This window comes from Bradyrhizobium sp. USDA 376 (genome assembly GCF_054063675.1).
The window spans coordinates 8,614,891-8,641,463 of the sequence record NZ_JBSSGN010000001.1; the positions used below are offsets into that span (position 1 = coordinate 8,614,891).

Annotated in this window: 24 protein-coding genes; 10 read left to right on the forward strand and 14 right to left on the reverse strand. The window is 66.1% G+C overall.

The window, feature by feature from the left end:
• Window positions 1–232: 232 nt before the first annotated feature.
• The 4 genes from ACVJ19_RS40565 to ACVJ19_RS40580 form a co-directional block, all read right to left on the reverse strand.
• Window positions 233–424: a hypothetical protein gene (locus ACVJ19_RS40565; protein ID WP_157330111.1), complete on the reverse strand. Its 192-nt coding sequence runs from the start codon at window positions 422–424 to the stop codon at window positions 233–235.
• A 104-nt stretch (window positions 425–528) separates the two neighbouring features.
• Window positions 529–1,437 carry a S49 family peptidase gene (locus tag ACVJ19_RS40570; protein ID WP_453954658.1) on the reverse strand — a complete coding sequence of 303 codons (909 nt, stop codon included), beginning with the start codon at window positions 1,435–1,437 and terminating at the stop codon, window positions 529–531.
• A 215-nt stretch (window positions 1,438–1,652) separates the two neighbouring features.
• Complete coding sequence (locus tag ACVJ19_RS40575) at window positions 1,653–2,420, reverse strand: tRNA1(Val) (adenine(37)-N6)-methyltransferase (RefSeq protein WP_453954659.1); 768 nt, start codon at window positions 2,418–2,420, stop codon at window positions 1,653–1,655.
• The gene (locus ACVJ19_RS40580) at window positions 2,413–2,640 is read right to left on the reverse strand and encodes a putative signal transducing protein (protein WP_008131471.1); all 228 of its coding nucleotides are present in this window, start codon (window positions 2,638–2,640) and stop codon (window positions 2,413–2,415) included. The genes ACVJ19_RS40575 and ACVJ19_RS40580 overlap by 8 nt, the downstream gene beginning before the upstream one ends.
• Window positions 2,641–2,773: 133 nt before the next feature.
• Between ACVJ19_RS40580 and ACVJ19_RS40585 the strand changes: the two genes are divergently transcribed.
• The 5 genes from ACVJ19_RS40585 to ACVJ19_RS40605 all read left to right on the forward strand — a co-directional run bounded on the left by ACVJ19_RS40585 (window position 2,774) and on the right by ACVJ19_RS40605 (window position 7,640).
• Window positions 2,774–3,781, forward strand: a complete 1,008-nt coding sequence (locus tag ACVJ19_RS40585; RefSeq protein ID WP_448033878.1) for a polyprenyl synthetase family protein — start codon at window positions 2,774–2,776, stop codon at window positions 3,779–3,781.
• Between the two features lie 530 nt (window positions 3,782–4,311).
• The gene (locus ACVJ19_RS40590; protein ID WP_453954660.1) at window positions 4,312–4,827 is read left to right on the forward strand and encodes a winged helix-turn-helix transcriptional regulator; all 516 of its coding nucleotides are present in this window, start codon (window positions 4,312–4,314) and stop codon (window positions 4,825–4,827) included.
• A gap of 1 nt (window position 4,828) precedes the next feature.
• Window positions 4,829–6,091 (forward strand): beta-ketoacyl-ACP synthase II, encoded by a 1,263-nt coding sequence (fabF, locus tag ACVJ19_RS40595; protein WP_453954661.1) that lies wholly within the window; start codon window positions 4,829–4,831, stop codon window positions 6,089–6,091.
• 45 nt (window positions 6,092–6,136) lie between these two features.
• Window positions 6,137–6,769 (forward strand): LysE family translocator, encoded by a 633-nt coding sequence (locus ACVJ19_RS40600; protein ID WP_453954662.1) that lies wholly within the window; start codon window positions 6,137–6,139, stop codon window positions 6,767–6,769.
• Window positions 6,762–7,640 (forward strand): alpha/beta fold hydrolase, encoded by an 879-nt coding sequence (locus ACVJ19_RS40605; protein ID WP_453954663.1) that lies wholly within the window; start codon window positions 6,762–6,764, stop codon window positions 7,638–7,640. The genes ACVJ19_RS40600 and ACVJ19_RS40605 overlap by 8 nt, the downstream gene beginning before the upstream one ends.
• Before the next feature lie 110 nt (window positions 7,641–7,750).
• Here the strand turns inward: ACVJ19_RS40605 and ACVJ19_RS40610 are convergent, their stop codons facing one another.
• The 3 genes from ACVJ19_RS40610 to ACVJ19_RS40620 all read right to left on the reverse strand — a co-directional run bounded on the left by ACVJ19_RS40610 (window position 7,751) and on the right by ACVJ19_RS40620 (window position 12,488).
• A complete protein-coding gene (locus tag ACVJ19_RS40610) occupies window positions 7,751–8,635 on the reverse strand; it encodes a 4-(cytidine 5'-diphospho)-2-C-methyl-D-erythritol kinase (protein WP_453954664.1) in 885 nt (294 codons plus the stop codon).
• An 85-nt stretch (window positions 8,636–8,720) separates the two neighbouring features.
• Entirely contained in the window at window positions 8,721–10,517 is a 1,797-nt protein-coding gene (locus tag ACVJ19_RS40615) for a tetratricopeptide repeat protein (RefSeq protein ID WP_453954665.1), read from the reverse strand.
• 309 nt (window positions 10,518–10,826) lie between these two features.
• Window positions 10,827–12,488, reverse strand: coding sequence for an electron transfer flavoprotein-ubiquinone oxidoreductase (locus ACVJ19_RS40620; RefSeq protein ID WP_453954666.1), 1,662 nt, complete (start codon window positions 12,486–12,488; stop codon window positions 10,827–10,829).
• Between the two features lie 135 nt (window positions 12,489–12,623).
• On the opposite strand from ACVJ19_RS40620, the gene ACVJ19_RS40625 reads away from it, so the two are divergent.
• Window positions 12,624–13,427, forward strand: coding sequence for a uracil-DNA glycosylase (locus tag ACVJ19_RS40625; RefSeq protein WP_453954667.1), 804 nt, complete (start codon window positions 12,624–12,626; stop codon window positions 13,425–13,427).
• 152 nt (window positions 13,428–13,579) lie between these two features.
• Here ACVJ19_RS40625 and ACVJ19_RS40630 read toward each other — a convergent pair whose 3' ends face one another.
• The 4 genes from ACVJ19_RS40630 to ACVJ19_RS40645 all read right to left on the reverse strand — a co-directional run bounded on the left by ACVJ19_RS40630 (window position 13,580) and on the right by ACVJ19_RS40645 (window position 17,858).
• Window positions 13,580–15,088, reverse strand: coding sequence for a glycosyltransferase family 39 protein (locus tag ACVJ19_RS40630; RefSeq protein ID WP_453954668.1), 1,509 nt, complete (start codon window positions 15,086–15,088; stop codon window positions 13,580–13,582).
• A gap of 155 nt (window positions 15,089–15,243) precedes the next feature.
• Window positions 15,244–16,092 carry a ribonuclease HII gene (locus ACVJ19_RS40635; protein ID WP_453954669.1) on the reverse strand — a complete coding sequence of 283 codons (849 nt, stop codon included), beginning with the start codon at window positions 16,090–16,092 and terminating at the stop codon, window positions 15,244–15,246.
• Window positions 16,093–16,169: 77 nt separating this feature from the next.
• Entirely contained in the window at window positions 16,170–16,625 is a 456-nt protein-coding gene (locus ACVJ19_RS40640) for a VOC family protein (protein WP_453954670.1), read from the reverse strand.
• Window positions 16,626–16,694: 69 nt separating this feature from the next.
• Window positions 16,695–17,858 carry a PA0069 family radical SAM protein gene (locus ACVJ19_RS40645; RefSeq protein ID WP_453954671.1) on the reverse strand — a complete coding sequence of 388 codons (1,164 nt, stop codon included), beginning with the start codon at window positions 17,856–17,858 and terminating at the stop codon, window positions 16,695–16,697.
• A 210-nt stretch (window positions 17,859–18,068) separates the two neighbouring features.
• Here ACVJ19_RS40645 and ACVJ19_RS40650 point away from each other — a divergent pair, with 210 nt between their 5' ends.
• Both ACVJ19_RS40650 and ACVJ19_RS40655 read left to right on the forward strand, forming a co-directional pair.
• Entirely contained in the window at window positions 18,069–20,456 is a 2,388-nt protein-coding gene (locus ACVJ19_RS40650) for a phosphoketolase family protein (protein ID WP_453954672.1), read from the forward strand.
• A 4-nt stretch (window positions 20,457–20,460) separates the two neighbouring features.
• Window positions 20,461–21,675, forward strand: coding sequence for an acetate/propionate family kinase (locus ACVJ19_RS40655; protein WP_456739508.1), 1,215 nt, complete (start codon window positions 20,461–20,463; stop codon window positions 21,673–21,675).
• A gap of 171 nt (window positions 21,676–21,846) precedes the next feature.
• Here ACVJ19_RS40655 and ACVJ19_RS40660 read toward each other — a convergent pair whose 3' ends face one another.
• On the reverse strand, window positions 21,847–22,686 hold the full coding sequence (locus tag ACVJ19_RS40660) for an RMD1 family protein (protein ID WP_453954673.1): 840 nt from the start codon (window positions 22,684–22,686) through the stop codon (window positions 21,847–21,849).
• Between the two features lie 332 nt (window positions 22,687–23,018).
• Here ACVJ19_RS40660 and ACVJ19_RS40665 point away from each other — a divergent pair, with 332 nt between their 5' ends.
• Entirely contained in the window at window positions 23,019–23,594 is a 576-nt protein-coding gene (locus ACVJ19_RS40665; protein WP_453954674.1) for a glycosyl transferase, read from the forward strand.
• 75 nt (window positions 23,595–23,669) lie between these two features.
• Window positions 23,670–24,599 (forward strand): bifunctional helix-turn-helix transcriptional regulator/GNAT family N-acetyltransferase, encoded by a 930-nt coding sequence (locus ACVJ19_RS40670; protein WP_453954675.1) that lies wholly within the window; start codon window positions 23,670–23,672, stop codon window positions 24,597–24,599.
• 110 nt (window positions 24,600–24,709) lie between these two features.
• Here ACVJ19_RS40670 and moaB read toward each other — a convergent pair whose 3' ends face one another.
• Together moaB and ypfJ are read right to left on the reverse strand one after the other, a co-directional pair.
• Complete coding sequence (gene moaB, locus ACVJ19_RS40675; RefSeq protein ID WP_453954676.1) at window positions 24,710–25,273, reverse strand: molybdenum cofactor biosynthesis protein B; 564 nt, start codon at window positions 25,271–25,273, stop codon at window positions 24,710–24,712.
• Between the two features lie 158 nt (window positions 25,274–25,431).
• Window positions 25,432–26,382 carry a KPN_02809 family neutral zinc metallopeptidase gene (gene ypfJ, locus ACVJ19_RS40680; protein WP_453954677.1) on the reverse strand — a complete coding sequence of 317 codons (951 nt, stop codon included), beginning with the start codon at window positions 26,380–26,382 and terminating at the stop codon, window positions 25,432–25,434.
• Window positions 26,383–26,573 lie beyond the last annotated feature (191 nt).

Below are 26,573 nucleotides of genomic sequence, written 5' to 3' on the forward strand. Positions count from 1 at the left end.
CGTCAGATCAGGCTCTCGCGGGGGGTTTTGAATCGCGCGGGACCGTATCGACGGCGGGGATGGGAATCAAGGCAAAGGGGGCTGCTTCTTACCTCTCCCGCTTGCGGGAGAGGTCGCGCCGAAGGCGCGGGTGAGGGCTTTATCCTCTTGGGCGGTCTCGCCCGCGGAGATACCCCCTCCCCAACCCTCCCCCGCAAGCGGGAGAGGGGGCGCACTGTGCGTGCGGCGAGAGCTAACCCGGCCGGTAAGCTCCGGTCACGGGGTCGCGCTTCAGTGTCTGGATTTCCCCCATATGGGCGGCCTCAGCGACGCGCGACAGGCGCATCTCCTCCAGCTCCTGGTTGATCCGGAGTGCGGTCTTGTAGGCCCAGCGGACCACGGCAAGCCCGCCCAGGACGCCCGCGAAAGCGACGAACGGCGGCATCTGTCGATCCTTGTCTAGTGCTCAGCCCCCACATGCATTGTCGCGCAGTCGGGGCTACGCCGCAATTGGCTCGCGCCGGACCAAATGGCGCGGGAGGGCGCGGCCTAGAACCCGAATTTCGCCCAAATCGCCCGCGTCTCGACCGCCGAGATCAGATCATCCGGCAGCCCGGCCATTGATTCCAGGGCCGAAAGCTGGCCCGCGCCGGGCGATTTCCGCCCTAGAAGGCCGGACAGCAAGCCGGTCGGCTGGGCAATCACGGGGGTGAGAACCTTCTCGCCATAGCGGGCACGAAGAGTTGAGCGGAGATCGCCGATGCCGTCGGCAAGCCCCAGCGCGACCGAGCTGTCGCCGGCCCAGTATTCACCCGTGAACAGGGTGTCGTCCGAGCCCTTCAGCCGCTCTCCGCGGCTCTCCTTCACCAGCGCAATGAAGATTTGGTGGATCTCGCGCTGGATCGCCTTGAGCTTCGCCACGTCATCCGGGTTTTCCGGGAGGAACGGATCGAGCATCGCCTTGTGCGTGCCGGCCGTGTAGAGGCGCCGCTCGACGCCGAGCCGCTTGATTGCGTCCTGGAAGCCGAAGCTGCCGCCGACCACGCCGATCGAGCCGAGGATCGAGGACGGATCGCAGAAGATCTCGTCACCGGCGCAGGCGATCATGTAGCCGCCCGAGGCTGCAACGTCCTCGACGAACACCAGCACCGGCAGCTTCTTCTCGACCGCGAGCTGCTTGATGCGCAAGAATATCTGGCGCGACTGCACCGGCGAGCCGCCGGGCGAGTTGATCACCAACGCCACCGCCTTGGCGTTCCGATACGAAAACGCCCGCTCCAGTATCCGTGCGACGCCCGCAAGCGTCATGCCCGGACGCAGCGGCGTCACCGCGCCGATCACACCCGACAGCCGCACCACCGGCACGACCGCAGTGCCGGGGCGGAAGCGCGCCGGCAGATATTGCATGAGCTTGTCGGCCAGGCCGGAACTCCCACGATCGTTCAATTGTTCGGCCATGCCGCTACCTCTGGTTAACCATTTCTTATCACGCGAGTGTCATTGAAAGTGCCTGGAACGTGTTTTGCAGAATTCCCGTTGGGAAGCTGCAATAGGCAGCGGAGGAAACGCCATGAAGATCTATCTGCTGATGCTGCTGATCGGTGCGCTTTTCACGGCGATTCGCTTTACGTCCCCGCAAGAGCAGCAGACGGAATCGCTTCCGCAGTAAGCCGTCACGGCTCCGCCAGCGGCAACACCGCCCTCCCCTCCAGAATATCCCTCACTGCTTTTTTAGGCACGTTTGACTCTTCGTTCAGCATGAGGCCCGGCAGCAATCGTGTCGGAGCCCTGCCGCCTTTGACCGCGCGCACCAGCACGCGGATCGCGGGCTTTCCCGCTTCGCCATGAACCGGCAAGACCACAAGGCTGCCGAAGCCGCGTGACAGCGCTGCCATGACATCGGCGATTCCATCTGCGCGCCAGATCAAGGTCAGCACGCCGTTCGATCGGAGGATACGCCGCGCTGCATGCACCCACGCATGCAGCGTCTCCCCGGTCGCGACATGCGCGATGTGGCGGGACGGGTCCGGCGAGCCGCGATGCCGCGTGGGATTGTTGAAGGGTGGATTCATCAGCACCACGTCGACACTGTCGGGCACCAGCCTATGTGCCGCAAACGCCTGTGCATCGACGGTGACGTCGAGCACGATCGCCTCGGCAGCGATCGCGTTCGCCGCGGCATTGGCACGCGCGAGTTCCGCCAGTTCCGGATCGATCTCGACCATGCTCAATCTGATGCCTGCGACGCGGCGGGCGAGCGCGAGTCCCGCCGTGCCGATACCGGCCCCGAGATCGACCACCCGGTCGCCTTCCCTGGCGTCCGTCGCCGCCGCCAGCAGGATCGCGTCATGTCCGGCACGATGTCCGGACCGCTTCTGCCTCAGGAGCAACTGGCCGCCGAGAAAGGCGTTCTCGGTGATATCTGTGGCGGCCTCAATCATCGCCGCGCAATTCGTGGCTGAGGCCGGCCTCGGTCAGGAGCGCCCTGGCCTCCTGGGCGTCGTCCTCATGGACCAGGATCCGCCGCGGCAAAATGCCGAGCGAGCCCTCGATGATGCTCATGTTCTGGTCCAGCACCAGATGATGGATATTGGCGCCATCGAGCAGCGCGCCGATCGCCGACACCAGCACCATATCGTTGGTCCGAACCAGTTCACGCAAAACTGAGGTCTCCTGCCTGAAGGGGGCTAAAGCGGCAAATGTCAATGGTTCCGCAGGCCTTGCCGCATCCGCCGCCAGTTTCTATTGTATTTCCATCAGAATAGCCCTTCCGGGGCAAATATTGGAGACCGGCGTGGCCGTCATCGTACCTTTCGAAACTCCCGGCGCGTCGATCGAAGAGCTGGTTGCCCTTGTCGCCCCTGATATGGAGCGCGTCAACGCCACGATCCTGTCGCGGACCGGTTCGGACGTGACCATGATCCCGGAGGTGGCCAACCATCTGATCTCCTCCGGCGGCAAGCGCCTGCGGCCGATGCTGACGCTCGCCATGGCCAACCTCGCCGGCTACACCGGCGACGGCCACATCAAGCTCGCCGCGTCCGTCGAGTTCATGCACACCGCGACCCTGCTCCACGACGACGTCGTCGACGAGAGCGAGATGCGCCGGGGCAAGCTGTCGGCGCGCATGCTCTGGGGCAATGAGGCGAGCGTGCTGGTCGGCGACTTCCTGCTGGGCCAGGCGTTCCGCATGATGGTCGAGGTCGGCTCGCTCCGCGCGCTCGACATCCTCTCCGCGGCCGCCGCCACCATCGCCGAGGGCGAGGTGATGCAGCTCGCCGCCGCCAAGAACACTGCGACCACCGAGGACGAATATCTCGCCGTGATCCGCGGCAAGACCGCCGAGCTGTTCGCGGCCGCCTGCGAGGTCGGCCCCGTCATCGCCAACCGCCCGAAGGCGGAGCAGACCGCGTGCCGCTCGGTCGGCATGAATCTCGGCATCGCCTTCCAGCTCGTCGACGACGTGCTCGACTACGGCGGCAAAAGCGCCAAGCTCGGCAAGAACACCGGCGACGATTTCCGCGAGGGCAAGATCACGCTGCCCGTCGTGCTCGCCTTCCGCCGCGGCAACGACACCGAGCGCGCCTTCTGGATCCGCGCACTCGAGCGCGGCGAGATCGGCGACGGCGATCTCGACCACGCCATCGGGTTGATGAACAAGCACCGCGCGCTGGAGGACACGCTCAGCCGCGCCCAGCATTACGGCGCCATGGCGGTCGACGCGCTGGCGCTGTTCCCGTCCTCGCCGATGAAGAGCGCGCTGGAGCAGGTCGTGGCGTTCTGCCTGGCGCGGTCGCATTAGGGGCGGCGCTTCGGCGCACTGCGTACCACACACTCGGTGTCGTCCCGGCGAAGGCCGGGACCCATACCGCGTGATCCATCGGTAGGCGCGCGGTCTCCGTACCGCGCCTACACCTTCACTACCGATCTTCGCCAAACTTCTCCCTGTGGTTATGGGTCCCGGCCTTCGCCGGGACGACATCGGGGAGATAGTTCGCCACCGCACCACCACCGTCATTGCGAGCGCAGCGAAGCAATCCAGTCTGTCCCCGTGGCAAGACTCTGGATTGCTTCGCTGCGCTCGCAATGACGGAGTTCGAGGCAACAGCATACTCACTCTCGTGTCCCGGACGCGCTGCAACGCCCTTCGCGTTGCTGCGCAGAGCCGGGACCCACGGGACATCCGCAGTCATCAGCAACATGGGCCCCGGCTCTGCAGCGCACCGCTACTGGACGATGCTCCGCATCGCCAGGGAAGCGCTGCGCTGCGTCCGGGGCACGAGTCTGTCTAGTAACTTGCATTCCGCAAGTAACTCACCTACCTTCCCCGCCATGCAGCCGAAATCCCCCTCCATCCTGGAATGCCCGGTCGGCCGCGCCGTGGAGACGGTCGGCGAATGGTGGAGCATCCTGATCCTGCGGGACGCGTTCCAGGGGGCGACGAAGTTCGACGAGTTTTCGAAAAGCCTCGGCATTGCGCCGAACATCCTGTCGCGGCGGCTCGCCCATCTCACCGAGAGCGGCATGTTCGTGCGCCGCCGCTATCAAGAGCGGCCGCCACGCTATGAATATGTGCTGACCGACAAGGCGCGGGATTTCTTTCCCGTGGTCGCGGCGCTGCTGGCCTGGGGCAACAAGCATCTCGCACCGAAGGGCGAAGCCATCCTGCTGGCGAACCGGGCCGATGTCCGCCCGCTCGATCCCGTGGTCGTCGATGCCGCCAGCATGCATCCGATCACGCTCGCCAATGCCGTTGTCGTCGCAGGTCCGCGCGCCAGCCGCGGCATGCGCAAGCGGCTCGCTTCGCTCAAAGCCATGAACCCGGCCGTCGCGCCGGCCGGAGACTGACATGCGTCGTATCGTCGTGACGGGAATGGGCGCGGTGTCGCCGCTCGGCTGCGGTGTCGAACTGGCCTGGCGCCGGCTGCTCGCCGGCCAAAGCGGATTGCGCCCGCTGCCCGAATGGGCGCAGGCGCTGCCGGCGCGCATTGCCGGGCTCGTGCCCGACAAGGCCGACGATGCCGAAGGCGGCTTCGATCCGGCGCTGGCCGCCGCGCCCAAGGATCAGCGCAAGATGGACCGCTTCATCCTGTTCGCGCTGCTCGCCACGGCAGAAGCGGTCGCGCAGGCCAAATGGACGCCGCAGGATGCGAGCGCGCTGGAACGCACAGCGACGATCATCGCCTCCGGTGTCGGCGGCTTTCCGGCGATGGCAGAGGCGGTGCGCATCACCGAGCAGCGCGGGGCGCGCCGGCTATCGCCGTTCACGATCCCCTCGTTCCTCGCCAATCTCGCCGCCGGCCACGTCTCGATCAAATACGGCTACAAGGGACCGCTGGGCACGCCCGTCACGGCGTGCGCGGCCGGCGTGCAGGCGATCGGCGATGCCGCGCGCATGATCCGCGCGGGCGAAGTCGACATCGCGATCTGCGGCGGCGCGGAGGCCTGCATCGACATCGTCAGCCTCGGCGGCTTTGCCGCGGCACGCGCACTGTCGAGCGGCTTAAACGACGCCCCCGCACGCGCATCACGCCCGTTCGATCGCGACCGCGACGGTTTTGTCATGGGCGAAGGCGCCGGCATCCTGGTGATCGAGGATCTCGAGCATGCGCTGGCCCGCGGCGCGACGCCGATCGCGGAGATCGTCGGCTACGGCACGACGGCGGACGCCTACCACATGACGTCGGGCCCGCCCGATGGCGACGGCGCCCGCCGCGCCATGGAGATCGCGCTCCGGCAGGCCAAGCTTGCGCCCGCGGATCTGCAGCACCTCAACGCGCATGCCACGTCGACGCCGGCCGGCGACGAGAGCGAACTTGGCGCAATTGCCACGCTGTTCGGCCGCAACCGTGGCATTGCCGTGAGCGCGACCAAATCGGCCACCGGCCATCTGCTCGGCGCCGCCGGCGGCCTGGAGGCGATCTTCACCGTGCTGGCCTTGCGCGACCAGATCGCGCCGCCGACACTCAATCTCGAAAATCCCGACGCAAGCGCCGACGGCATCGACATCGTCTCGGGCCGCGCGCGGCCGATGCCGATGCAACACGCCATCTCCAACGGATTTGGCTTCGGCGGAGTGAATGCCAGCGCGATCTTCCGCCGGATGGGCTGAACAAAGGGGCCTTGCAATCGCGGCAGCCTGCGCTACCAAAACAGGATGACCGAAACCAATTTCTGGCTGTTCCTGGCCGCAGCATTCCTCATTGCGGCAATTCCCGGCCCCGGCATTTTCTACGTCGCGGCACGCACCTTGTCGGAGGGACGCGCGAGCGGCTTTGCCTCGACCGCGGGCACGGCGCTGGGCGGGATGGTCCATGTCGTGGCCGGCAGTCTCGGTATCTCCGCGATCATCCTGGCCAGTGCGGAACTGTTCACCGCGGTCAAATTTGTCGGCGCGCTTTATCTGGTCTGGCTCGGCATCAAGACCTTTCGCAGCGCCGGCCGGATGCTGTCGCTCGAGCGCGAAGCCATCGGCGACAAGCGCGCGTTTCGCGACGGCGTGCTGGTCGAGGCGCTGAACCCGAAGACCGCGGCGTTCTTCCTCGCCTTCATTCCGCAATTCCTCGATCCCGCAGGATCGAACCCGACGCTGCAATTCATCATGCTGGGCGCAATCTCGGTGACGCTGAACACGCTCGCCGATGTCGTCGTGGTGCTGATGGCCTCCGCGACCCGCACGCAGCTGATCGGACGGCCGCTACTGATGCGGCGCCTCACGCAAGGCTCCGGCGTCTTCATCGCGGGCCTCGGCCTCTCGCTCGCGCTGGCGAGGCGGCCGGCCAATGGCTAGCGCCCCGCAAAGCCGCTTCTATGAATCGCACGGCCTGCGGCTGCATTATGCCGACTGGGGCAACGAGAGCGCGCCGCCCCTCATCCTGGTCCATGGCGGCCGCGATCATTGCCGCAGCTGGGATGTCATCGCGCGATCGCTGCAACCGCATTTCCACGTGATCGCGCCCGACCTGCGCGGTCATGGCGATTCCGACTGGACCAAAGGCGGCAGCTACGCGCTGACCGAATATGTCTACGATCTCGTCCAGCTGGTCCGCACCATCGCCGCGCCTCAGATCACCCTCATCGGCCACTCCATGGGCGGCATGGTCAGCCTGATCTTTTCCGGATCATTCCCGGAGCAGGTCACCAAGCTGGTCGTCCTCGACGGCGTGACCATGCGGCCGGACGCGCCAAAGCCGCCGGTGCACGAGCGCATCGGCAAATGGGTCGGCCAGCTCGACAAGCTGCACGACCGCACGCCACGCCGCTATGCGAGCCTCGCGGACGCTGCTGCGCAGATGGTGCTTCACAACAAGCGGCTGTCCCGCGACCTCGCGCTGCATCTCGCCACGCACGGCGCACGGCAGAACGAAGACGGCACCTACAGCTGGAAGTTCGATCCCTATCAGCGCGCCTCTGCTCCGCACCGGCTGTGGGCGGATGATCATGTCGCATTGTGGTCGCGCATCGCCTGCCCGACGCTGCTGCTGAATGCTGGGGAAAGCTTTCTGGCCGGCGCGAGGGCCGCAGGCCTGGAGCGCTACTTCCCGCAGGCGCGCATCGAGACCATCGCCGGGGCCGGACACTGGCTGCAGCACGACAAGCCGCAGGAGGTGTCGGGTGAGATCCGGCGGTTTTTGGGTTTGGCCGAGGAAGGCGCGGGTTAGCACCGCCGCCGTAGGGTGGGCAAAGCGAAGCGTGCCCACCAGTCGGTCGTAACCAGGAGAGATCGTGGGCACGGCGCTTCGCGCCTTTGCCCACCCTACGGCAGTCTCGCCTAGCTCAACGTCCCCGCATGCACCCACCAGCCGGGGTGGTCGCGCCGGATCGTCTCGGCGGCGGCATGCGCATCAGCGGGCGCACCGTAAATCGCAAAGCACGTCGCGCCGGAGCCGGACATGCGGGCGAGCTTGACGCCGCCGGAAGAACGCAAGGCCTCCAGCACCTCGCCGATGACAGGCTCGATCCGCAGCGCGGGCGCCTCGAGATCGTTGGCGACGGTTTCGAGAACGTCGACCCAATCGGCGATCGACCCGCCCTCCTCCGGCCACGCCGGAGCTTCGAGGACCGAGGTGGCGCCGACCAGGAGCTCGCCGCTGCGCAGGCCTAGCGCCTGGAACACGTCCTTGGTCGCGACAGGCACGCGCGGATTGACCATAACGCAGGGCATGCTCGGCAAGGCGAGCGGCAGCAGCTGCTCGCCGACGCCGGTCATGTCGCAGGCGCGCGAGAACAGGCACACCGGCACGTCGGCGCCGGTCGCGAGTGCAACCTTCTGCAAACGGGGATCGTCGAGCGACAGATTGTTGAGGCGCGCCAGGAGGCGCAGCGCCGCCGCGGCATCCGCCGAGCCGCCGCCGATCCCGGCGGCCACAGGAAGCACCTTGTCGAGCGCGAAAGCGCCGAGCTTCAGGCCCGGCACGGCCTCGGCCATCAGCTTGGCCGCCTTGAACACGAGATTATCGGCGGTCTCGCCGCAGGCTGCGGCCAGCGGCCCAGTGGTGGTGAGCTTCAGCTCGCCGCCCGGCTCCAGCGTGAGCCGGTCCGCGCAATCGGCGAACGCGACCACGCTTTCGAGATCATGATAGCCGTCCGCACGACGGCCAACGACGCGAAGGCTCAAATTGACCTTCGCGCGCCCTTCTTCAATCAACGCCGACATCGGCGACAGCCCCCAAATGACTCACTTGTTTGCGCATGATCTGATCGGAAAACCGCTACGCACTTTTCCGGATCATGCGCGTAGATCAGCCGCCCTTGCCGTCGTCCTTCTTCTTCTCGGCCTGCGCCGCGGAAGAGTTGGAATTGTCCTCGGTCAAGCCGTTGGCGATCTTGGCCTCGATCTTCGGAAGGTCATCCGGCTCGGGCTTGAGATCGCGTGCATGCGACCACTGGAATTTGGCTTCCAGCGTGCGGCCGACGCGCCAATAGGCGTCACCAAGGTGATCGTTGATGGTGGGATCTTCCGGCTTGAGGTCGATCGCGCGCTCGAGGTTCTTCACCGCCTCTTCGTAATTGCCGATGCGGTAATAGGCCCAGCCGAGGGAGTCGACGATGTAGCCGTCGTCGGGACGCTGCTCGACGGCGCGCTTGATCATCTTCATGCCTTCGTCGAGATTCACGCCCTGGTCGATCCAGGAATAGCCGAGATAATTGAGGACATGCGGCTGGTCGGGCTGGAGCTCGAGCGCCTTCTTCATGTCGGTTTCGGCCTTGGCCCACTGCTTGGAGCGCTCCTCGCAGATGCCGCGATAGTAGTACCAGACGCTGTTGGCCTTGTCGTTGCCGGGCGTCAGCACCTCGATGCCTTGCGAATAGGTCGCGCCGCAGTCGCCGAACCGCTTGCGGCCGCGCTCGATATTGCCGAGCGCCATGATGGCCTCGAGATCCTTGGCATCCTCGGTCGTGACGCCCTTGAGGATCTTGATCGCCTCGTCGGTCCGATCGGCCGAATCGAGGTCGATGGCAAGCTGGATCTGCGCGTTGCGCTTCAGCGGCGATGTCGCCGGCACGCGCTCATAGACCTTGATCGCCATCTGCGGCCGCTTCACCGATTCATAGAGATCGGCGAGCGAGAGCAGCGCCAGGGGATGGCTGGGCTGCAGGTAGAGCGAGAGCTGGAGATAGACCAGCGCCAGATCCTCGCCGCCGCGGCGGGTCAGCGTGGCGCCGATGCCGTAGAGCGCTTCAGCCGCGCCAGCCTGCGCGGAATCGACCAGCGGCGGCAGCTTCTTGCCGGCCTTGGTATCACGCAGGCCTTCCACGATCAGCGGATGGCGGGCGAGCTTCTTGTCGAAAGCCTGGTAGACATTGGTCGCCGCGGCCGAATCCTTGTTGCGCGACAGCCAGCGCGCATAGGCCTCGGTGACGCGCAGCATGGAATCGTCGAGCTTGTAGGCGCGCTCGAAGCGGGTGCCGGCATCCTTCTCCTTGCCGGAAAGCTCGAGGATCATGCCGGCATGCAGGTCCTTGAACAGCGGATACCACTCGGGACCCGCGAGCTTGTCGATGGTGGCGACGCCGCCCTTGGCATCGCCGGCGCCGTAGGCGGCCCAGCCCGACAGCAGCGTGGCGACGAGATCGGTGATCGGACCGCGGATCGACTGGTTGATGTTGCTCTGCGCGGTCGCGTATTTCTTCAGCTTGAGATCATGCACGCCGACGACGAGACGCGCGACGCGGTTGGTCTTGTCGATGGTGAGGATACGCTCGGCGAGCTTGACCGCCTCATCGATATCGCCGTCGGCGACAGAGGAGATGAAGGCGCGGTCGAGCAGCTCGTTGTTCTTGGGATCGGTGCGAAGCGCCGAGCGGTAGAAGGCTGCCGCCGAAGCCGCATCGCGCTCGACGCTGGCGTGGCGGGCGGCAAGATAGCTGCCGGCACCGGTGAGCGACTTCAAATCGTTTCTGGTCGGAAACTGCGCCGCCGTGTCAGCCGGGTGATCCGGCGTCTGCGCCAGGACCGCGCCGGGGACCGTCGCGATCGCTGTGCCCATGAGGGCGATGGCGGCAACAGTCCAGCGGTTGAAACGATTTGAAAACATCAGGGCTCGCCTTGAGTTGGTAGTGCCTGGGTTTGCAGCAGAAGGCCGTCTCGCATGCGAACGCGGCCAGTGGCATCGGGACCCGGAACCGTCGGGCCGACAATGCCGCTTTTGGCGGTTCACCGCAAGGATTCGGACCGGGCGATCCCCTCCGCACGCCCCAAATCGGCCAGCTGGCCGGTCAGACCGCCCCAAGACGCCGGTACTATGGCCTTATCGTGACCGCGACAGGTAGCCGCGGCCGGGTTCTCACGCGAACGTGCGCCAGATCACGCTTTGTGACCTGATCCGCTCCGGCTGAGCCCGCTCTTACATCGCCTCGTAGTTCGGGCCGCCACCACCTTCCGGAGGAACCCAGGTGATGTTGCCGTTGGGGTCCTTCACGTCGCAGGTTTTGCAGTGGACGCAGTTCTGGGCGTTGATCTGGAAGCGCGGGCCCGACCCCTCCTCGATCCACTCGTAGACGCCGGCCGGGCAATAGCGATTCGAGGGGCCGGCGAAGACGTCATGCTCGGACGTCTTCTGGAGGTTCATGTCCGTGACCTTGAGATGGACCGGCTGGTCCTCTTCATGATTGGTGTTGGACAGGAACACCGAGGAGAGCTTGTCGAAGGAGATCTTGCCGTCCGGCTTCGGGTAGTTCTTCGGTGCGTGCTGCTTGGCCGGATCGAGCGTCGCGCGGTCGGGCTTGCCGTGCGACTGGGTGCCGAACAGCGAAGCGCCGAACAGCGTGTTGCACCACATGTCGAAGCCGCCGAGCGCGACGCCGAGCACGGTGCCGAACTTCGACCACAGCGGCTTGACGTTGCGGACCAGGAACAGATCCTTGCCGACAGAGGACGAGCGCCAGGCGTTCTCGTAGTCGACGAGCTCGTCATTGGCGCGATCCGCCGCGAGTGCGGCCGCAACATGCTCGGCCGCCAGCATGCCGGTGCCCATCGCATTGTGCACGCCCTTGATGCGCGGCACGTTGACGAAGCCGGCGGCGCAACCGATCAGCGCGCCGCCGGGGAAGCTGAGCTTCGGCACCGACTGATAGCCGCCCTCGGTGATGGCGCGCGCGCCGTAAGCGAGCCGCTTGGCGCCTTCGAAGGTGCCGCGGATCGAGGGGTGCGTCTTGAAGCGCTGGAACTCGTCGAACGGCGACAGATACGGATCGTCGTAATTGAGATGCACGACGAAGCCGACGGCGACGAGGTTGTCGTCGTAGTGATAAAGGAACGAGCCGCCGCCGGTCTTCAGGTCGAGCGGCCAGCCGAACGAGTGCTGGATCAGGCCCTTCTGGTGTTTTGCGGGATCGATCTGCCAGACTTCCTTGAGCCCGATGCCGAACTTCGGCGGCTCGCTCTTGGCATCGAGCGCGAACTTGTTGATGAGCAGCTTGGTCAGGCTGCCGCGGGCGCCTTCGGCGAACAGCGTGTACTTGCCGAGCAATTCCATGCCACGGGTGAAGGAGTCCTTCGGCTTGCCGTCGCGGCCGATGCCCATGTCGCCGGTGGCGATGCCCTTGACCCTGCCTTCCTCGTCGTAGAGCACCTCGGCCGCGGCAAAGCCCGGATAGATCTCGACGCCGAGCGCCTCGGCCTTGCGCGCCAGCCAGCGGCAGACATTGCCGAGCGAGCCGATGTAGCAGTGATGGTTGTGCATCAGCGGCGGCATGATGAAGGCCGGCAGCTTGATCGCGCCGCCGCCGGTCATCCAGTAGAAGCGGTCGTCCTTCACCTGCGTCTTCAGCGGACAGTCGGCATCCTCACGCCAGTCCGGGATCAGCTTGTCGAGCCCGGCCGGGTCGATCACCGCGCCCGAGAGAATATGCGCGCCGACCTCGGAGCCCTTCTCCACCACGACGACGTTGAGATCGGCGTTGAGCTGCTTCAGCCGGATCGCGGCCGACAGGCCCGAGGGGCCGGCGCCGACGATGACGACGTCGAATTCCATGGATTCGCGCGGGGGAAGTTCTTCGGTGCTCATCTGATCTCAGCCCTTGAGACGGTCCTTGGTCGTTTGCGCCCTCTTGTTTCCGATTTTTCCGGGTAGGACAACCTCGGAATCGCGTTCCGCCGGGATGCAAGGCCGTCCAAGGTGATATAAAAGTCAGACTTTCCCATGATCCCCGAACCCGCACCCACCGTCCGAGAGCTGCTCGCCTTCTATCTGGAGGCGGGTGTCGACTGCGCGCTTTCGGAGGAACCGATAGACCGCCTGGCGGAAATCGATGCGCCGCCACCTAGCCCGCGCGCGGCGCCGGTCGAGGCGCCGCGGCCGGTTGCGGCGCCCGCGGCGATCCGTGGCGAGGCCGCACCCGCACCCGACGTCGCCATCGCCTCGGCGCGTGAGGCTGCGCGCACCGCGCCGACCCTGGAGGCGCTACGCGAGTTGATGCAGAGCTTCGAGGGCTGCGCGCTGAAGCACACCGCAACGCGTCTGGTGTTCGCCGACGGCAACCCGCAGGCGCGCATCATGTTCGTCGGCGAGGCGCCGGGCCGCGACGAGGACATCGAGGGGCTGCCCTTTGTCGGGCGCAGCGGCAAGCTGCTCGATCTCATGATCGGGGCGATCGGGCTCAACCGCACCACCGCCTACATCGCCAACGTCATTCCCTGGCGGCCGCCGGGCAACCGCACGCCGACGCCGCAGGAGACGCAGATCTGCCTGCCCTTCATCCAGCGCCAGATCGAGCTGGTCAACCCGGATGTGCTGGTGACGCTCGGCAATCCCTCGACGCAGACGCTGCTGTCGACGCGCGAAGGCATCATGCGCACCCGCGGGCGCTGGTTCGACTACGACACCGGCCAACGCACCATCCGTGCGCTGCCGACCTTCCATCCGGCGTATCTGTTACGCTCGCCGTCCTACAAGCGGCTGGCCTGGCAGGACCTGCGGGCGATCGCGAAGGTGCTGGCGGGGTAGCGAGCTCTCGTGTCCCGGACGCGGTGCGGCACGCAGTGACGCTCCGCAGAGCCGGGACCCAGAAAGCAACACCGTAAGATGCGGCGAGATGGGCCCCGGCTCTGCAGCGCACCGCCGAAGAGGCGCTGCGCAGCGTCCGGGGCACGAGAGTCTCACGTCCCCTTCGGCCGCACGATGGCCCAGCCGATACGCAGCAGCTGCTGGCGGCCATTTACGAGCCATTCGAAGGCGCGCGGCACTTCCGGCACGATGCCGGGGAAGCGCTTGAGAATCTCGGGCGGCGGGGTGCCGGCGGTGTCGGAGGCGCGCCAGACCACGACGCCGCCGGTCTCGCCGAACTTGGTCTGGTTGATCCACGGCGTACGCGCGGGGTCGGCATCGATGAAGAGATGCGGCCGGCCGGAATGCAGCGTGATCAGGCTGGCGAGCTGGGTTTCGCCGGCGACGGCACGCAGGCGATGGTTGGTACGGCGGGCGAAGCTCTCGTCGAAGAAGTCCGAGATCGCGCGCGCCGGCATCGAGGTCGCAATCTCGTTGGCGCCGGTCCAGGGCAGGAACAGCACTGCGAGCACCACGCCGGCTGCGGGCGCGACGACGGCGGCGGCCCATACCATGCGCAGCATCCGCGCACGGCGCATCGCGATGAGGTCGCCGGCCGCGACGACCACGGCAAGCCCCGACATGACCAGCACGACGCCGGCGCCGCCGACGACGGAATCGAGGCCGAGCACGGCCGAGATCAGCACCGCGCCGAGCGCCGGCGCCAGCGCGAAGAAATAGACGAAGTTGCGCGCGAGCGGCTCGACCGGCGGGCGGTAGATGATCGGCGCCTCCTCGCCCTTGGCGACGAACAGGCGGGTGTTGAGGAAGGTCAGCGCCGGGATCGCGGCTGCCCCGAGCACGAGCCCGCCGAGCAGCCAGACTGCGTGGATCGCACGGGCGCTCAGCTCGGCAATCTGCGGCAGGGCCGGCAGCACCAGCGTCTCGGCCCGCATCAGCCAGACGGCATAGGGCAGCGCCAGCACGGCGACGACGATCAGGGCGAACAGCGGATCGAGCGCGCGCAGCGTGCGGCGGCCACCGGCGGTCGAGACTGCGAAGACGACGAGCAGGAGCAGCAGGAACACCGCAGCAGGCGTCGTCAGCAGCAGGAGACCCGCCTCGATCGACCAGGCGAACCAGGCATTGCCGCGGCGCTGGCCGATGATCTGCCAGGAGTGCAGCAGCAGCAGCGCCCAGAGGGGACGAGCCAGCACGAGCGGGCCGAAATCGAGCGCGGGCGAGGAGAAGGCCAGCACCGTCATGGTCAGGAGCACGGCGAGCACCGCCTGCTGCGAGCCGACCACGGCGCGGGAGAGATGATAGAGCGCGATGAAGGTCGCGATCTCGCAGAGCTGGGCAAGCACATAGACGCCGAACATGTGGCCGCCGGCGAGGCGATAGGCGATGTCGGCGAGCCAGACCGGCAAGGGCGGCCCGAGATCGGTGCCGACCCGGTATTCCCTGCCGAACGCCAGCAGCGTCGCCAGCGTGCCGGGCGGGCTGCGGTAAAACACCAGCGCCACGAACAGCCACATCGCGGCCTGGAGCAGCACGGCGATCCACACGATCAGCCGCGGCCGGGCGCGAATGAGCTCGATGACCAGGGAGGTAAACCGCATGCAACGTCCGAAAGATGCAGCCAACCCGTCCAGCCGGCCCTATTCGCTCACGCCTACTTTGATAAGGGGCGTCACGCGTCGTGGCAACTGGTGCAGCTTCTCCCTCTCCCTGTTCTTACGGGGAGAGGCGAAGAGGCCACAGCGGCAGTGAAATCCTAGAGGCCTGTGGAGGCGTCGATCTCGATTTGAGCTTCCACCTGCACCTCGACTTCGGCGACCTCGAACAGGTCCGGCACCGGCTCGACGGTCCAGGGCATGTGCTTGGCGCGGGCGGCGACGACGGGGGCGAAGAAGCTGCGGTGGTGGACGGTGGGGCCGAGGCGGTCGAGCGCGTCGAGGTGCTCGGGGACGGCGTAGCCCTTGTGTTGCTCGAAACCGTAGCCGGGGCAGTCCTGCGCCAGCGCGCACATCAGCCGGTCGCGCGTCACCTTGGCGATGATCGAGGCCGCGGCGATCGACAGCACGATGCCGTCACCGCCGATCACGGCCTCGCACTCGCAAGCCGTGTCGAGCCGGTCGCGGCCGTCGACGAAGACATGCTGCGGCGGCTGCGGCAATGCCACCACGGCGCGCTTCAAGGCCCACAACGAGGCGCGCAGGATGTTGTCGCGGTCGATTCGCGCGGTCGAGGCGACGGCGACCGAGACTTGGGCAGTGGCGCAGATCTTGTCGAACAGTCTTTCGCGCTCCTCGGCGGTCAGGCGCTTGGAATCATCGATGCCGCGCGGAATGCGGTCGGGGTCGAGAATCACGGCGGCCGCTACCACGGGACCGGCCAGCGGACCGCGGCCGGCCTCGTCGCAGCCCGCGATCGGCCAGACGCCACGCTTGATCAGCGCGCGCTCGCGGCGGAAGCTCGGCGGCGCAATCGCGATGACGCCTTTCTTGCCGGCGGAAGCCTTGGCGTCGGCGAGCTTGGCCGCCTTGGCAGGCGCTGCCTGCTTGGCAGCATCCTCTTTTGGCGCACCTTTGGCCGACTTCCTGGTGGACTTGTCCCGAATCATGGCCGGGATCGTGCGCAAGCAGCCCAGCCGGCGCAACCGGGAACCCCGGATAATTCCCGTTATTCAGGTCGGCCGCCCTACTCCGCCAGATGTACCCGCCGGTCCTCACCGACCTCGATGCCGGGCGCGACCACGGCCTCCCAGACATGGCCGTCGGGATCGGCAAAATAGCCGCAATAGCCGCCGTAATCGGTCTCGGACGCAGCCTTCAGCAACCTCGCTCCCTTGCTGACCGCGAAAGCCAGCACCGCATCGACCTCCTCACGCGCGCGGCAGTTCCAGGCGAGCGTGGTGCCGCGGAAGGTCGTTGGTCTCGGCTGGTCCGGCAAGGTCGCGTCCGCCGCGAGCTGATCCCAGTGAAACAGCGCGAGCACCGGACCGCCGGTGTCGTAGAACGCGACCGCCTCGCCGGTCGCCTTCAGCCGGCGCGAGAAGCCGAGCGCGTCGTAGAAGGCGATACTGGCGCGGATGTCGCCGACGCCGAGCGTGATGACCGTGAGCCGCGGCACCGGCACGTTGAGTTCCTTGCTCATGCTACGCCTCTTCCACGTCCCCGATCAGAACTTGCCCGATCAGAACTTGCCCGATCAGAACTCCCCCGATCAGAACAGGCTGAGCTGATCGCCGTTCCGCTTCGGCCGCGCGAAGTGATCCGTGGTCAGCTTGGAGCGGCGCTTGTTGAGGGCGAGCCTGTCGCAGGCGATCTCGAAGCGGCGGCCGATGGTCCAGGCCATCGGTCCCGTGCCCTTCATCCGCTCGCCCCATTTCGCGTCGTAGTCGCGGCCGCCGCGCATGTCGCGGATCAGCGTGAAGACGTGGCGGTAGCGGTCCGGATAGTTCGCCATCAGCCATTCGCGGAAGAGATCGCGCACCTCCAGCGGCAGCCGCAGCAGCACGTAGGAGGCTTCCTTGACACCGGCATGAGCGGCCGCATCGAGAATGCGCTCGATCTCGGAATCGTTCAGCGCGGGGATCACCGGCGCGACCATCACGGTGGTGGGAATGCCGGCCTCCGAGAGCTGCTTCAGCGCCTCCAGCCGCTTCGGCGGCGTCGAGGCGCGCGGCTCCATGGTGCGGGCCAGCTTCGGATCCAGCGAGGTCACGGAGATTGCGACCTTGGCGAGGTTGCGCTTGGCCATGCGCTGGAGAATGTCGATGTCGCGCACGACCAGAGCGGACTTGGTGACGATGCCGACAGGATGGCCGGTGCGCTCCAGCACCTCCAGAATGCCGCGCATGATTTTGCGCTCGCGCTCGATGGGCTGATAGGGATCGGTGTTGGTGCCGATCGCGATCATCCGCGGCTCGTAGCCGGGGGCTGCGAGCTCCTTCTCCAGCAGCGAAGGCGCCTCGGGCTTCACGAACAGTTTCGACTCGAAGTCGAGCCCCGGCGACAGGCCGAGATAGGCGTGGGTCGGCCGCGCGAAGCAATAGACGCAGCCATGCTCGCAGCCGCGATAGGGATTGATGGAGCGGTCGAAACCGATGTCGGGGGAGTCGTTGCGGGTAATCACCTTGCGCGAGGTGTCGACCGCCACCGTCGTCTTGAACGGCGGCAAATCCTCAAGGCTCTGCCAGCCGTCGTCGAAGGCGACGCGCGCCTCGGCCTCGTAGCGGCCGCTGGCATTGGACTGCGCACCCCGACCTCGCCTGCGCTGGCGGTCGATGGCGACTGCGAGTTCAGGAAAATCAGAGTCCGCACCCGCCGGCTCGGAGGGCGCCTTGACCGGCGGGTGCTTGAGAGCATGAGAGGATGCTGGACTCATGCAACCAAGATAGCACGCAAAAGGAACAAATCAAGAACACAAACAAAAAACTCGAAAACAACCCCATGCACAGTAGCGCTGCCCAAACTTCGCGCGGCCGCCTTTGACCTCCCGCAACACCGACGTCACGGCCATCCCGTTTCATGACCGACGGATCGATCACGCCGGAACCGGGTTGGTGACGATCGCTGTGTGAAGGTCGGCAGGAACATGACAATCCAGCAAAAAACGGCCGCCGCGAGCGGCGACCTCGATCTCCTCGATCGCTACTGGCGCGCCGCCAACTACCTCTCCGTCGGGCAGATCTACCTGCTCGACAACCCCCTGCTGCGCGAGCCCTTGCGGGCCGAGCACATCAAGCCGCGTTTGCTCGGCCATTGGGGCACGACGCCCGGTTTGAACTTCATCTACGCCCATCTCAACCGCGTCATCCGCACGCTGGATCTCAACATTCTCTATGTCTGCGGTCCCGGCCATGGCGGGCCGGGCATGGTCGCCAACACCTATCTCGAAGGCAGCTACAGCGAGATCTATCCCGACATCGCGCGCAATGCGGACGGATTGCGCAAGCTGTTCCGGCAGTTCTCCTTCCCCGGCGGCATTCCGAGCCACGCGGCGCCTGAGACCCCCGGCTCGATCCACGAGGGCGGCGAGCTCGGCTACGCGCTGGTGCACGCCTATGGCGCGGCGTTCGACAATCCCGATTTGATCGTCGCCTGCGTCGTCGGCGACGGTGAAGCCGAGACCGGTCCGCTCGCGGCGTCCTGGCACTCCAACAAATTCCTGAGCCCGGCCCACGATGGCGCAGTGCTGCCGATCCTGCATCTCAACGGCTACAAGATCGCGAACCCGACCGTGCTCGGGCGGATGCCTGACAGCGAGATCCGCGACCTCTTCCGCGGCCTCGGCCACGAGCCGCTGTTCGTCGAGGGCGACGATCCCAAATTGATGCACCAGGCCATGGCGGACGCGCTCGACGTCGCATTCGCCAGCATCCGCTCGATCCAGCAACACGCCCGCGACGGACGCAAGAGCGTCGAGCGGCCGCGCTGGCCGATGATCGTGCTGCGCAGCCCAAAGGGCTGGACCGGCCCGAAGGAGGTCGACGGCAAGAAGGTCGAAGATTTTTGGCGCGCGCATCAGGTGCCCGTTGCCAGCTGCCGCGAGAACCCGGCGCATCTGAAGATCCTCGAAGACTGGATGCGCAGCTACGAGCCGGAAAAACTGTTCGACGCGAATGGCGCGCTCGTCCCCGAGCTTCAGGCGCTCGCGCCCGAAGGTAACAGGCGCATGGGCGCCAATCCGCATGCCAATGGCGGTCTGCTCAAGAAGGAGCTGAAGCTGCCGGACTTCCGCAGCTTTGCCGTCGACGTGCCGCAGCCTGGCGGCGTCACAGGCGAAGCGACGCGGGAGCTCGGCAAACTCCTGCGCGACGTCATTCGCCTGAACGCGCAAGAGCGCAACTTCCGCATCATGGGTCCGGACGAGACCGCGTCAAACCGGCTGGATGCCGTATTCGACGCGACCGAACGCGTCTGGATGGAGCCGACGGAGCCTTACGACGTGCATCTCGCGCAGGACGGGCGCGTGATGGAAGTGCTGAGCGAGCATCTCTGCCAGGGCTGGCTCGAGGGCTATTTGCTCACCGGACGGCATGGCTTCTTCTCCTGCTACGAGGCCTTCATCCACATCGTGGATTCCATGTTCAACCAGCACGCCAAATGGCTGAAGGTGACGCGGCATCTGCCGTGGCGGCGGCCGATCGCCTCGCTGAACTACCTGTTGACCTCGCATGTCTGGCGCCAGGACCACAACGGCTTCAGCCACCAGGATCCCGGCTTCGTCGACCTCGTCGCCAACAAGAAGGCCGACATCGTCCGCATCTATTTCCCGCCGGACGCCAACACGCTGCTGTGGATCGCCGACCATTGCCTGCGCACCTACAACCGCATCAACGTCATCGTCGCCGGCAAGCAGCCGGCGCCGCAATGGCTGTCGATGCAGGAGGCCGCGACGCATTGCGATGCCGGCATCGGCATCTGGACCTGGGCCGGCAACGAGGACACGAACGCCGAGCCCGACGTGGTGATGGCCTGCGCCGGCGACGTGCCGACGCTGGAGACGCTCGCCGCCGTCGATCTCCTGCGCAAGGCACTGCCCGACCTGAAGATCCGCGTCGTCAACGTCGTCGACCTCATGACGCTGCAGCCCAGGGAGCAGCATCCGCACGGGCTGTCCCACCGCGACTTCGACAGCCTGTTCACGCGCGACAAGCCGGTCATCTTCGCCTATCACGGCTATCCCTATCTGATCCACCGGCTGACCTATAACCGCACCAACCATGCCGGCCTGCATGTGCGCGGCTTCGCCGAGGAAGGCACCACGACGACGCCGTTCGACATGGTCGTGCTCAACGAGCTCGACCGCTATCACCTCTCCATCGAGGCGATCGAGCGCGTGCCGGGGCTGGCGACCAGGGCCGCGCAGGTGAAGCAACAATTCCGCGACAAGCTGATCGAGCATGCGCGTTATGTGCGCGAGCACGGCGAGGACATGCCTGACGTCCGCGACTGGATCTGGCCGGGCAAGGCGGGGTGACGCCATGCCGGTGCCGGAGGCGGTTCTGGTGCTCAATTCGGGCTCGTCGAGCATCAAGTTCGGCCTGTTCGAGATTGCGGCGGCCGAGCCTGTCCTGCTCTGCAAGGGCCTGCTCGACGAGCACGAGGACAAGCCGCGGCTCGTCGTGAGAGACCCTGCGGGCAATACCCTGTTCGACAAGCAGCGGGCGGGCGCGGATGCCGACGGCGGTCATCTCTTCGCCGAGGTGCTCGCCTTCATCGAGGACCGGTTCGGCCAAGGCAGCTTGCGCGCGGTCGGCCATCGCATCGTTCACGGCGGTCCGGATCATTCGAGTCCGATCGTCCTGACGGACGAGGTCACCGCGAAGCTGGAGGCGTTGACGCCGCTGGCGCCGCTGCACCAGCCGCGCTGCCTCGCGCCAATCCGCGCCATCTCGACGATCCGGTCCGCGCTGACGCAGATCGCCTGCTTTGACACCGCCTTCCACCACGGCCTCGCCCCGCCGGCGAGCCGCTTCGCCATTCCGAGGCGATTCGAGGCGCGTGGCATCCGGCGCTACGGCTTTCACGGCCTCTCTTTCGAATATGTCGCGGGGCGCCTGGCCGAGATCGCGCCGGAGCTTGCGGCCAAACGCACCATCATCGCGCATCTCGGTAACGGGGCAAGCCTGTGCGCAATCCGCGACGGCCGCAGCGTCGACACCACGATGGGACTGACGCCGCTCGATGGCCTCGTGATGGGCACGCGCTGCGGCACGATCGATCCCGGCGTGCTGCTCTATCTGCAGCAGCACGAAAGGATGTCGGTCGAGGAGGTCCAGCAGCTGCTCTATCACCAGTCCGGCCTGCTCGGCGTCTCCGGCCTCTCGGCGGACATGCGCACACTGCTCGCGAGCAGCAAAGCTGCGGCGCGTGAGGCGGTCGATCTTTTCGTCTTTCGTGCGGCGCAGGCGATCGCGATGATGGCGGCCACGCTCGAAGGGTTGGACTGCCTGGTCTTCACCGGCGGCATCGGCGAGCATGCGAAGGAGATCCGCGGTGAGATCGGCGAACGCTTGGCGTGGCTCGGCGTGCGTATCGATGCCTCGGCGAATGCCGAAGCGCACGAGCGGATCAACGGTGGCGACAGTGCTGTCGACGTGTTCGTGATCCCAACGAACGAAGAGCTGACGATCGCCCGTCACTGTACAAGGGTGCTGCGAGCGATGGGAGCTCCAACCGATAAGAAAGTATCGTAGGGTGGGCAAAGCGACTTGTCCGCCGTAGCTCGAAGAGCGAAGGCGGAAGCGTGCCCACCACTTCTGTCGCGGCGCCGGAGCGATGGTGGGCACGGCGCAAGTGCGCCTTTGCCCACCCTAGGACTCCAGACTCGCTGAGAGATACCCCTCAACCGTCTCGCAGCCGGCGAACTAATGCGTCCCTGACAATATCTGAATGCACCCGATCGCGACCTCGATCAGGATCAGCACCACCACTGCGATTTCGAGCCGCAGCGAGCGCTGGGTGTCGATGATGTCGGTCAAGGCGTTGGCGGTCTCCGACACGGCGGTGAGCTTGCGCTCGAGCGTGTCGAGGCGCTCCTTCAGCTCGTACTCGTCTTCGAGGCGGGCATAGAGCCGGTCGAGCTCGGGCTTCTCCCAGAGCACGTCGGGCTTCTCGGCCACCGCAACGCGGCCGGCGACACGCTGCTGCACCAGCAGCGCATTGCCGATCAGTTGCAAAATGCCCTTGCGACGGCGCGGCGTGCGGCCGCGCTCGGCGAGCTCGCGCGCGAACGGCTCGATGACGTCGAACACCGCAGCGACGCGCCGCTCGTCGCGGGCCAGCGACGTGCTCTTGGCGAGCGCGTCGGCGACCAGCAGCAGCCGGTCGTCGGAGAATTTGGAAAGGCAGATCGGCCCGCCCGGCTGGATCGCTTCGGAGCTTTCGTCCTTGCAGAGCTGGGCCTGCGCGATCTCCTCTTCATAGGGACTGAATTCGCCGATCACGCGCGGCTTGAGGTTGTCGATCAGCACCTTCTCCTCCGAAGGCAGCAGGCCGATCAGCACCACGACGCCGTAGCGGAAAATCACCGCGAGGCCGGCGTGAACGCGGAAGGCGGCCGGCGTCGACGACACCAGCGTGCCGATCTCGAGGCCGGCGGCATTGATGCGGTCCCCCAGCATCAGCGCGCGGATCCGCAAGCTCGGCGCGGCGTCCGGCCGGGGTGATGTTGACGGCGCGCTAACGGCAAGTTGATCGGCGTTCATGCAAGGCCCCTCGTCAGCACCGTGGATTGCAGGCTTTTCCCATTCGCCGGTGTCGGTCCGCTCGCATCCTCCGCATGCAGGATTGCGGTGGTCTGCATGCTGCGCAAGGATCGCAGCGAAACTCCGGGATAATACCGTCACCGCGAATTCGCGCCGAAATATTCGGCAACATTGCCACCCCGCAGGAGACATATTTGGATGCGATGGCTCTGGCAGTTTACCATCGAACAGCGAAGCCCCGGCGAAAAGTTGCACTCGGCAATGCCGCGTGTTTATGACAATATCATAACGAGTTACGCTTCTCCCGAAGCGAAGACACTGAAGCTTCAATCATGCTGAGCGTCATCATTCCGACCGAAGGCGTCGAGCAGACGACGGTCGCAACACTGGCCGCGTTGGTGCCCGGTGCCGCCGCCGGCATCATCCGGGAAGTCCTGCTGGTCGACGGCACCCGCAATGGGGTCATCGAGCGCGTCGCCGACGTCGCAGGCTGCCGTTTCGTCGGCTTCGAGGGTTCCTCGCAGGGTGCGGCGCTCGCCGCCGGCGCGCTTCAGGCCCGTTCGCCCTGGCTGATGTTCCTCCCCGCAGGCGCGGTGCTGGAAACCGGCTGGATCGAGGAGACCACCCAGTTCATCCAGACCGTCGCGACCAGCGGACGGGACCGGGCGGCGGTGTTCCGCTATGCACGCACGCCTTACGCCGATACGGGATTCCGCGACGTCCTCCGGGCCGTAGCGCGCAAGCTGGTCGGCCCGTTCGGCGATCAGGGGCTTTTGATCGCGCGTGATCATTACGACCGGATCGGCGGCTATCCGCCGCAGGCCCGCCGTTCCGAAGCGCAGCTGCTGCGGCGACTCGGCCGCTCGTCCCGGACCATGCTGCGCAGCCGGATCGTCATGATCGGCTGAGGCCACTTGATACGCGCCCTTGATACTTGCCAAAGTCAAATAATTATTTGACAATGGCAAATATCGAGGTGAGCTATGTCATTCAACGGCACAGAAGACCACATCGCAGCGGTCCGCGCCTTCAACCGCTTTTATACCCGCAAGCTCGGCGTGCTCGACCAGCACCTTGGAAAGACTCCGTTCTCGCTCAGCGAGGCGCGCGTACTCTATGAACTCGCCCATCGCGACGACCTTGCGGCAAAAGAGATCGGCAACGAGCTTGGTCTCGACCCCGGCTATCTCAGCCGCATCGTCCAGAGTTTTGACGAAAAGGGGCTGATCACGCGCAGGCCCCTGCCCGCAGATCGCAGGCAATACCAGCTCAGCCTCACCGCCAAGGGCCGCCAGACCTTCGCCAAGCTGAACCTGAGCTCGCAGAACGAGGTCGCCGCACTGCTGGCCCGGCTGTCAGCCGACGATGCAACGCGGCTCACGCAGGCCATGGCGACCATCGAGACCGTGCTGGAGCAGCGTCGAAGCCAGCCCGCAGCCTTCATGCTGCGCAGCCATCGCGTCGGTGACATGGGCTGGGTCATCTCCCGGCAGGGCGCCGCCTATGCCGCCGACTACAATTGGGACATCAGCTACGAGGCGCTGGTCGCCGAGATCTGCGCCCAGTTCATCAGGAACTACGACGCCGCGCGCGAACACTGCTGGATCGCGGAAGTGGGTGGCGAGCCGGTCGGCTCGGTCTTTCTGGTCAAGGCGACGGACGAGATCGCCAAGCTGCGCCTGTTGCAGGTGGAGAAGAAGGCACGCGGGCTCGGCGTCGGCCGCGCGCTGGTGGAGCAGTGCATCCAGGGCGCCCGCGAGCGGGGCTACAGCAGGATGACGCTGTGGACGCAAAGCATCCTGGTCGCCGCGCGCGGCATCTACAAAGGCGCCGGCTTCAAGCTCGTGAAGGAAGAGAAGCACCACAGTTTTGGTGCGGATCTGATCGGGGAGACGTGGGAGCGGGATCTGTAGAAATCGTAGGGTGGGCAAAGGCGCATTAGCGCCGTGCCCACCGATCCAGCATTACGGCAGAAGTGGTGGGCACGCTCCGCTTTGCCCACCCTACGAGACTGTCCGCGACACTACACCGTCGCGCCCTGCGCCTTCGAGCGGCGCAGATGCTCGTCCAGCCTTGGCATGATCTCGACGAAATTGCAGGGCCGCGTGCGGTAGTCGAGCTGGGCGGCCAGGATGCCGTCCCAGCCGTCGCGGCAGGCGCCGGGCGAACCGGGCAGGCAGAAGATGTAGGTCGCGCCCGCAACCCCCGCGGTGGCGCGGCTCTGGATCGTCGACGTGCCGATCTTGGCGTGGCTCAGCAGGTGGAACGCGATCGAGAAGCCGTCCATGCGCTTCTCGAACAGCGGCTCGATCGCCTCCGGCGTGACGTCGCGCCCCGTAAAACCGGTGCCGCCGGTGGTGATGACGACGTCGACGCCGCTATCTGCAATCCAGCGGCGGATGACGGCACGGATCGCCTCGACGTCATCGGTGACGATCTCGCGCGCGGCGAGATGATGGCCTGCGCTGGTGAGGCGATCGGCCAGCGTCTGGCCGGACTTGTCGTCCGCAAGCGCGCGCGTGTCGGAAACGGTGAGCACCGCGATGTTGAGCGGGATGAATTGTTTGGATTCGTCGATCGAGGCCATGGTGCGTCTCTCGTGTCCCGGACAAGGTGCGGCGCATCAGCGCCGCGCCGCAGAGCCGGGACCCACTTTAGAGGCTTGGGAGACCGGCATTGTGGGCCCCGGCTCTGCAGCGCACCGCTGAAGAAGCGCTGCGCTGCGTCCGGGGCACGCGATCGTCGTTACAACGCCCCGCCGCCGAACGTGTTGCAGGCCTGGACCGTGCCCTGCTGGTAGCCGGTCATGAACCATTGCTTGCGCTGCGCGGCGGAACCGTGGGTGAAGGAGTCAGGCACGACGCGGCCCGTGGCCTGGCGCTGCAGCGTGTCGTCGCCGATCGCGCTCGCCGTGGTCAGCGCGGCGTCGATGTCGCCGGGCTCGAGGAAATTCGGGCGCTTCTTCGCCTCGCGATTGACCCAGACGCCGGAGAGACAATCCGCCTGCAACTCCACCTTCACCTGGAGCGCGTTGGCCTCGGCCTTGCTGCCGACCTGCTGCTGCAGCCGCGTCACGCGCGGAATGATGCCGAGCAGGTTCTGGATGTGGTGGCCGGCCTCATGCGCGATGATGTAGGCGGTGGTGAAATTACACGCCGACTTGCCGGAGCAGCCGCGGAAACGCGTCTCGACCTCGCGGAAGAAGGCGGTGTCGAGGAAGATGGTGCGGTCCGGCGGACAGTAGAACGGGCCCATCGCCGACTGTGCCATGCCGCAGCGGCCGCCATTGGTGGCGTTGCGGAACAGCACGACCTTCGGACCGGTATAGGACTGGCCCGAGGCCTGGAAGATCTCGCTCCAGCGATCGTCGATCTCGCCGAGGATGCCGGCGATCATGCTGCCGACCTCGTCGGTCGGCGCGCCGCGCTTGGCCGAGGTCGAAGACGACTGGCGATCGGTCTGGTAGCTCGGCGCCTGGCCGCCGCCGGTGAGGATCTCGGCGCCGCCGATCAGGATGCGTGGGTCGATGCCGAAGGCATAGCCGATCAGGCCGAGCACGATGATGGTGCCGATGCCGAGCCCGCCGCCGCCCATCGGCAGGCCAAACCCGCCGCCTCCGCCGCCGCCGAACCCGCCGCCACCCTCGTCGCGACGATCCTCGACGTCGTCGCTGCGGCGGAAATCATCGTAGCGCATGGCGGGCTTTCCTTAAGTCCTCGATCGGCATCATTTGGGCGCAGAAGCGCGAAAGCTCAACGCGCCACATACGTAAAATTTCCGTTGCCTTTATCAATATCGTGCTCGGCAAAAATTGCCTAGTGCGACAGCATGCGCCCGCCAGCAATTTTTTCCGAGGGACGTGCAATTTTTTCCGAGAGAAATTTGGA

Coding starts and splice junctions, on each gene's coding strand:
- ACVJ19_RS40610 (WP_453954664.1), bottom strand. CDS start 8,635: ATGTCGGCGTTGATTGAAGAAGGGCGCGCGAAGGTCAATTTGAGCCTT.
- ACVJ19_RS40575 (WP_453954659.1), bottom strand. CDS start 2,420: ATGATTGAGGCCGCCACAGATATCACCGAGAACGCCTTTCTCGGCGGC.
- ACVJ19_RS40605 (WP_453954663.1), top strand. CDS start 6,762: ATGGCTAGCGCCCCGCAAAGCCGCTTCTATGAATCGCACGGCCTGCGG.
- ACVJ19_RS40630 (WP_453954668.1), bottom strand. CDS start 15,088: ATGCGGTTTACCTCCCTGGTCATCGAGCTCATTCGCGCCCGGCCGCGG.
- ACVJ19_RS40620 (WP_453954666.1), bottom strand. CDS start 12,488: ATGAGCACCGAAGAACTTCCCCCGCGCGAATCCATGGAATTCGACGTC.
- ACVJ19_RS40670 (WP_453954675.1), top strand. CDS start 23,670: ATGTCATTCAACGGCACAGAAGACCACATCGCAGCGGTCCGCGCCTTC.
- ACVJ19_RS40625 (WP_453954667.1), top strand. CDS start 12,624: ATGATCCCCGAACCCGCACCCACCGTCCGAGAGCTGCTCGCCTTCTAT.
- ACVJ19_RS40655 (WP_456739508.1), top strand. CDS start 20,461: ATGCCGGTGCCGGAGGCGGTTCTGGTGCTCAATTCGGGCTCGTCGAGC.
- ACVJ19_RS40650 (WP_453954672.1), top strand. CDS start 18,069: ATGACAATCCAGCAAAAAACGGCCGCCGCGAGCGGCGACCTCGATCTC.
- fabF (WP_453954661.1), top strand. CDS start 4,829: ATGCGTCGTATCGTCGTGACGGGAATGGGCGCGGTGTCGCCGCTCGGC.
- ACVJ19_RS40565 (WP_157330111.1), bottom strand. CDS start 424: ATGCCGCCGTTCGTCGCTTTCGCGGGCGTCCTGGGCGGGCTTGCCGTG.
- ACVJ19_RS40635 (WP_453954669.1), bottom strand. CDS start 16,092: ATGATTCGGGACAAGTCCACCAGGAAGTCGGCCAAAGGTGCGCCAAAA.
- ypfJ (WP_453954677.1), bottom strand. CDS start 26,382: ATGCGCTACGATGATTTCCGCCGCAGCGACGACGTCGAGGATCGTCGC.
- ACVJ19_RS40660 (WP_453954673.1), bottom strand. CDS start 22,686: ATGAACGCCGATCAACTTGCCGTTAGCGCGCCGTCAACATCACCCCGG.
- ACVJ19_RS40570 (WP_453954658.1), bottom strand. CDS start 1,437: ATGGCCGAACAATTGAACGATCGTGGGAGTTCCGGCCTGGCCGACAAG.
- ACVJ19_RS40645 (WP_453954671.1), bottom strand. CDS start 17,858: ATGAGTCCAGCATCCTCTCATGCTCTCAAGCACCCGCCGGTCAAGGCG.
- ACVJ19_RS40640 (WP_453954670.1), bottom strand. CDS start 16,625: ATGAGCAAGGAACTCAACGTGCCGGTGCCGCGGCTCACGGTCATCACG.
- ACVJ19_RS40590 (WP_453954660.1), top strand. CDS start 4,312: ATGCAGCCGAAATCCCCCTCCATCCTGGAATGCCCGGTCGGCCGCGCC.
- ACVJ19_RS40665 (WP_453954674.1), top strand. CDS start 23,019: ATGCTGAGCGTCATCATTCCGACCGAAGGCGTCGAGCAGACGACGGTC.
- ACVJ19_RS40600 (WP_453954662.1), top strand. CDS start 6,137: ATGACCGAAACCAATTTCTGGCTGTTCCTGGCCGCAGCATTCCTCATT.
- ACVJ19_RS40615 (WP_453954665.1), bottom strand. CDS start 10,517: ATGTTTTCAAATCGTTTCAACCGCTGGACTGTTGCCGCCATCGCCCTC.
- moaB (WP_453954676.1), bottom strand. CDS start 25,273: ATGGCCTCGATCGACGAATCCAAACAATTCATCCCGCTCAACATCGCG.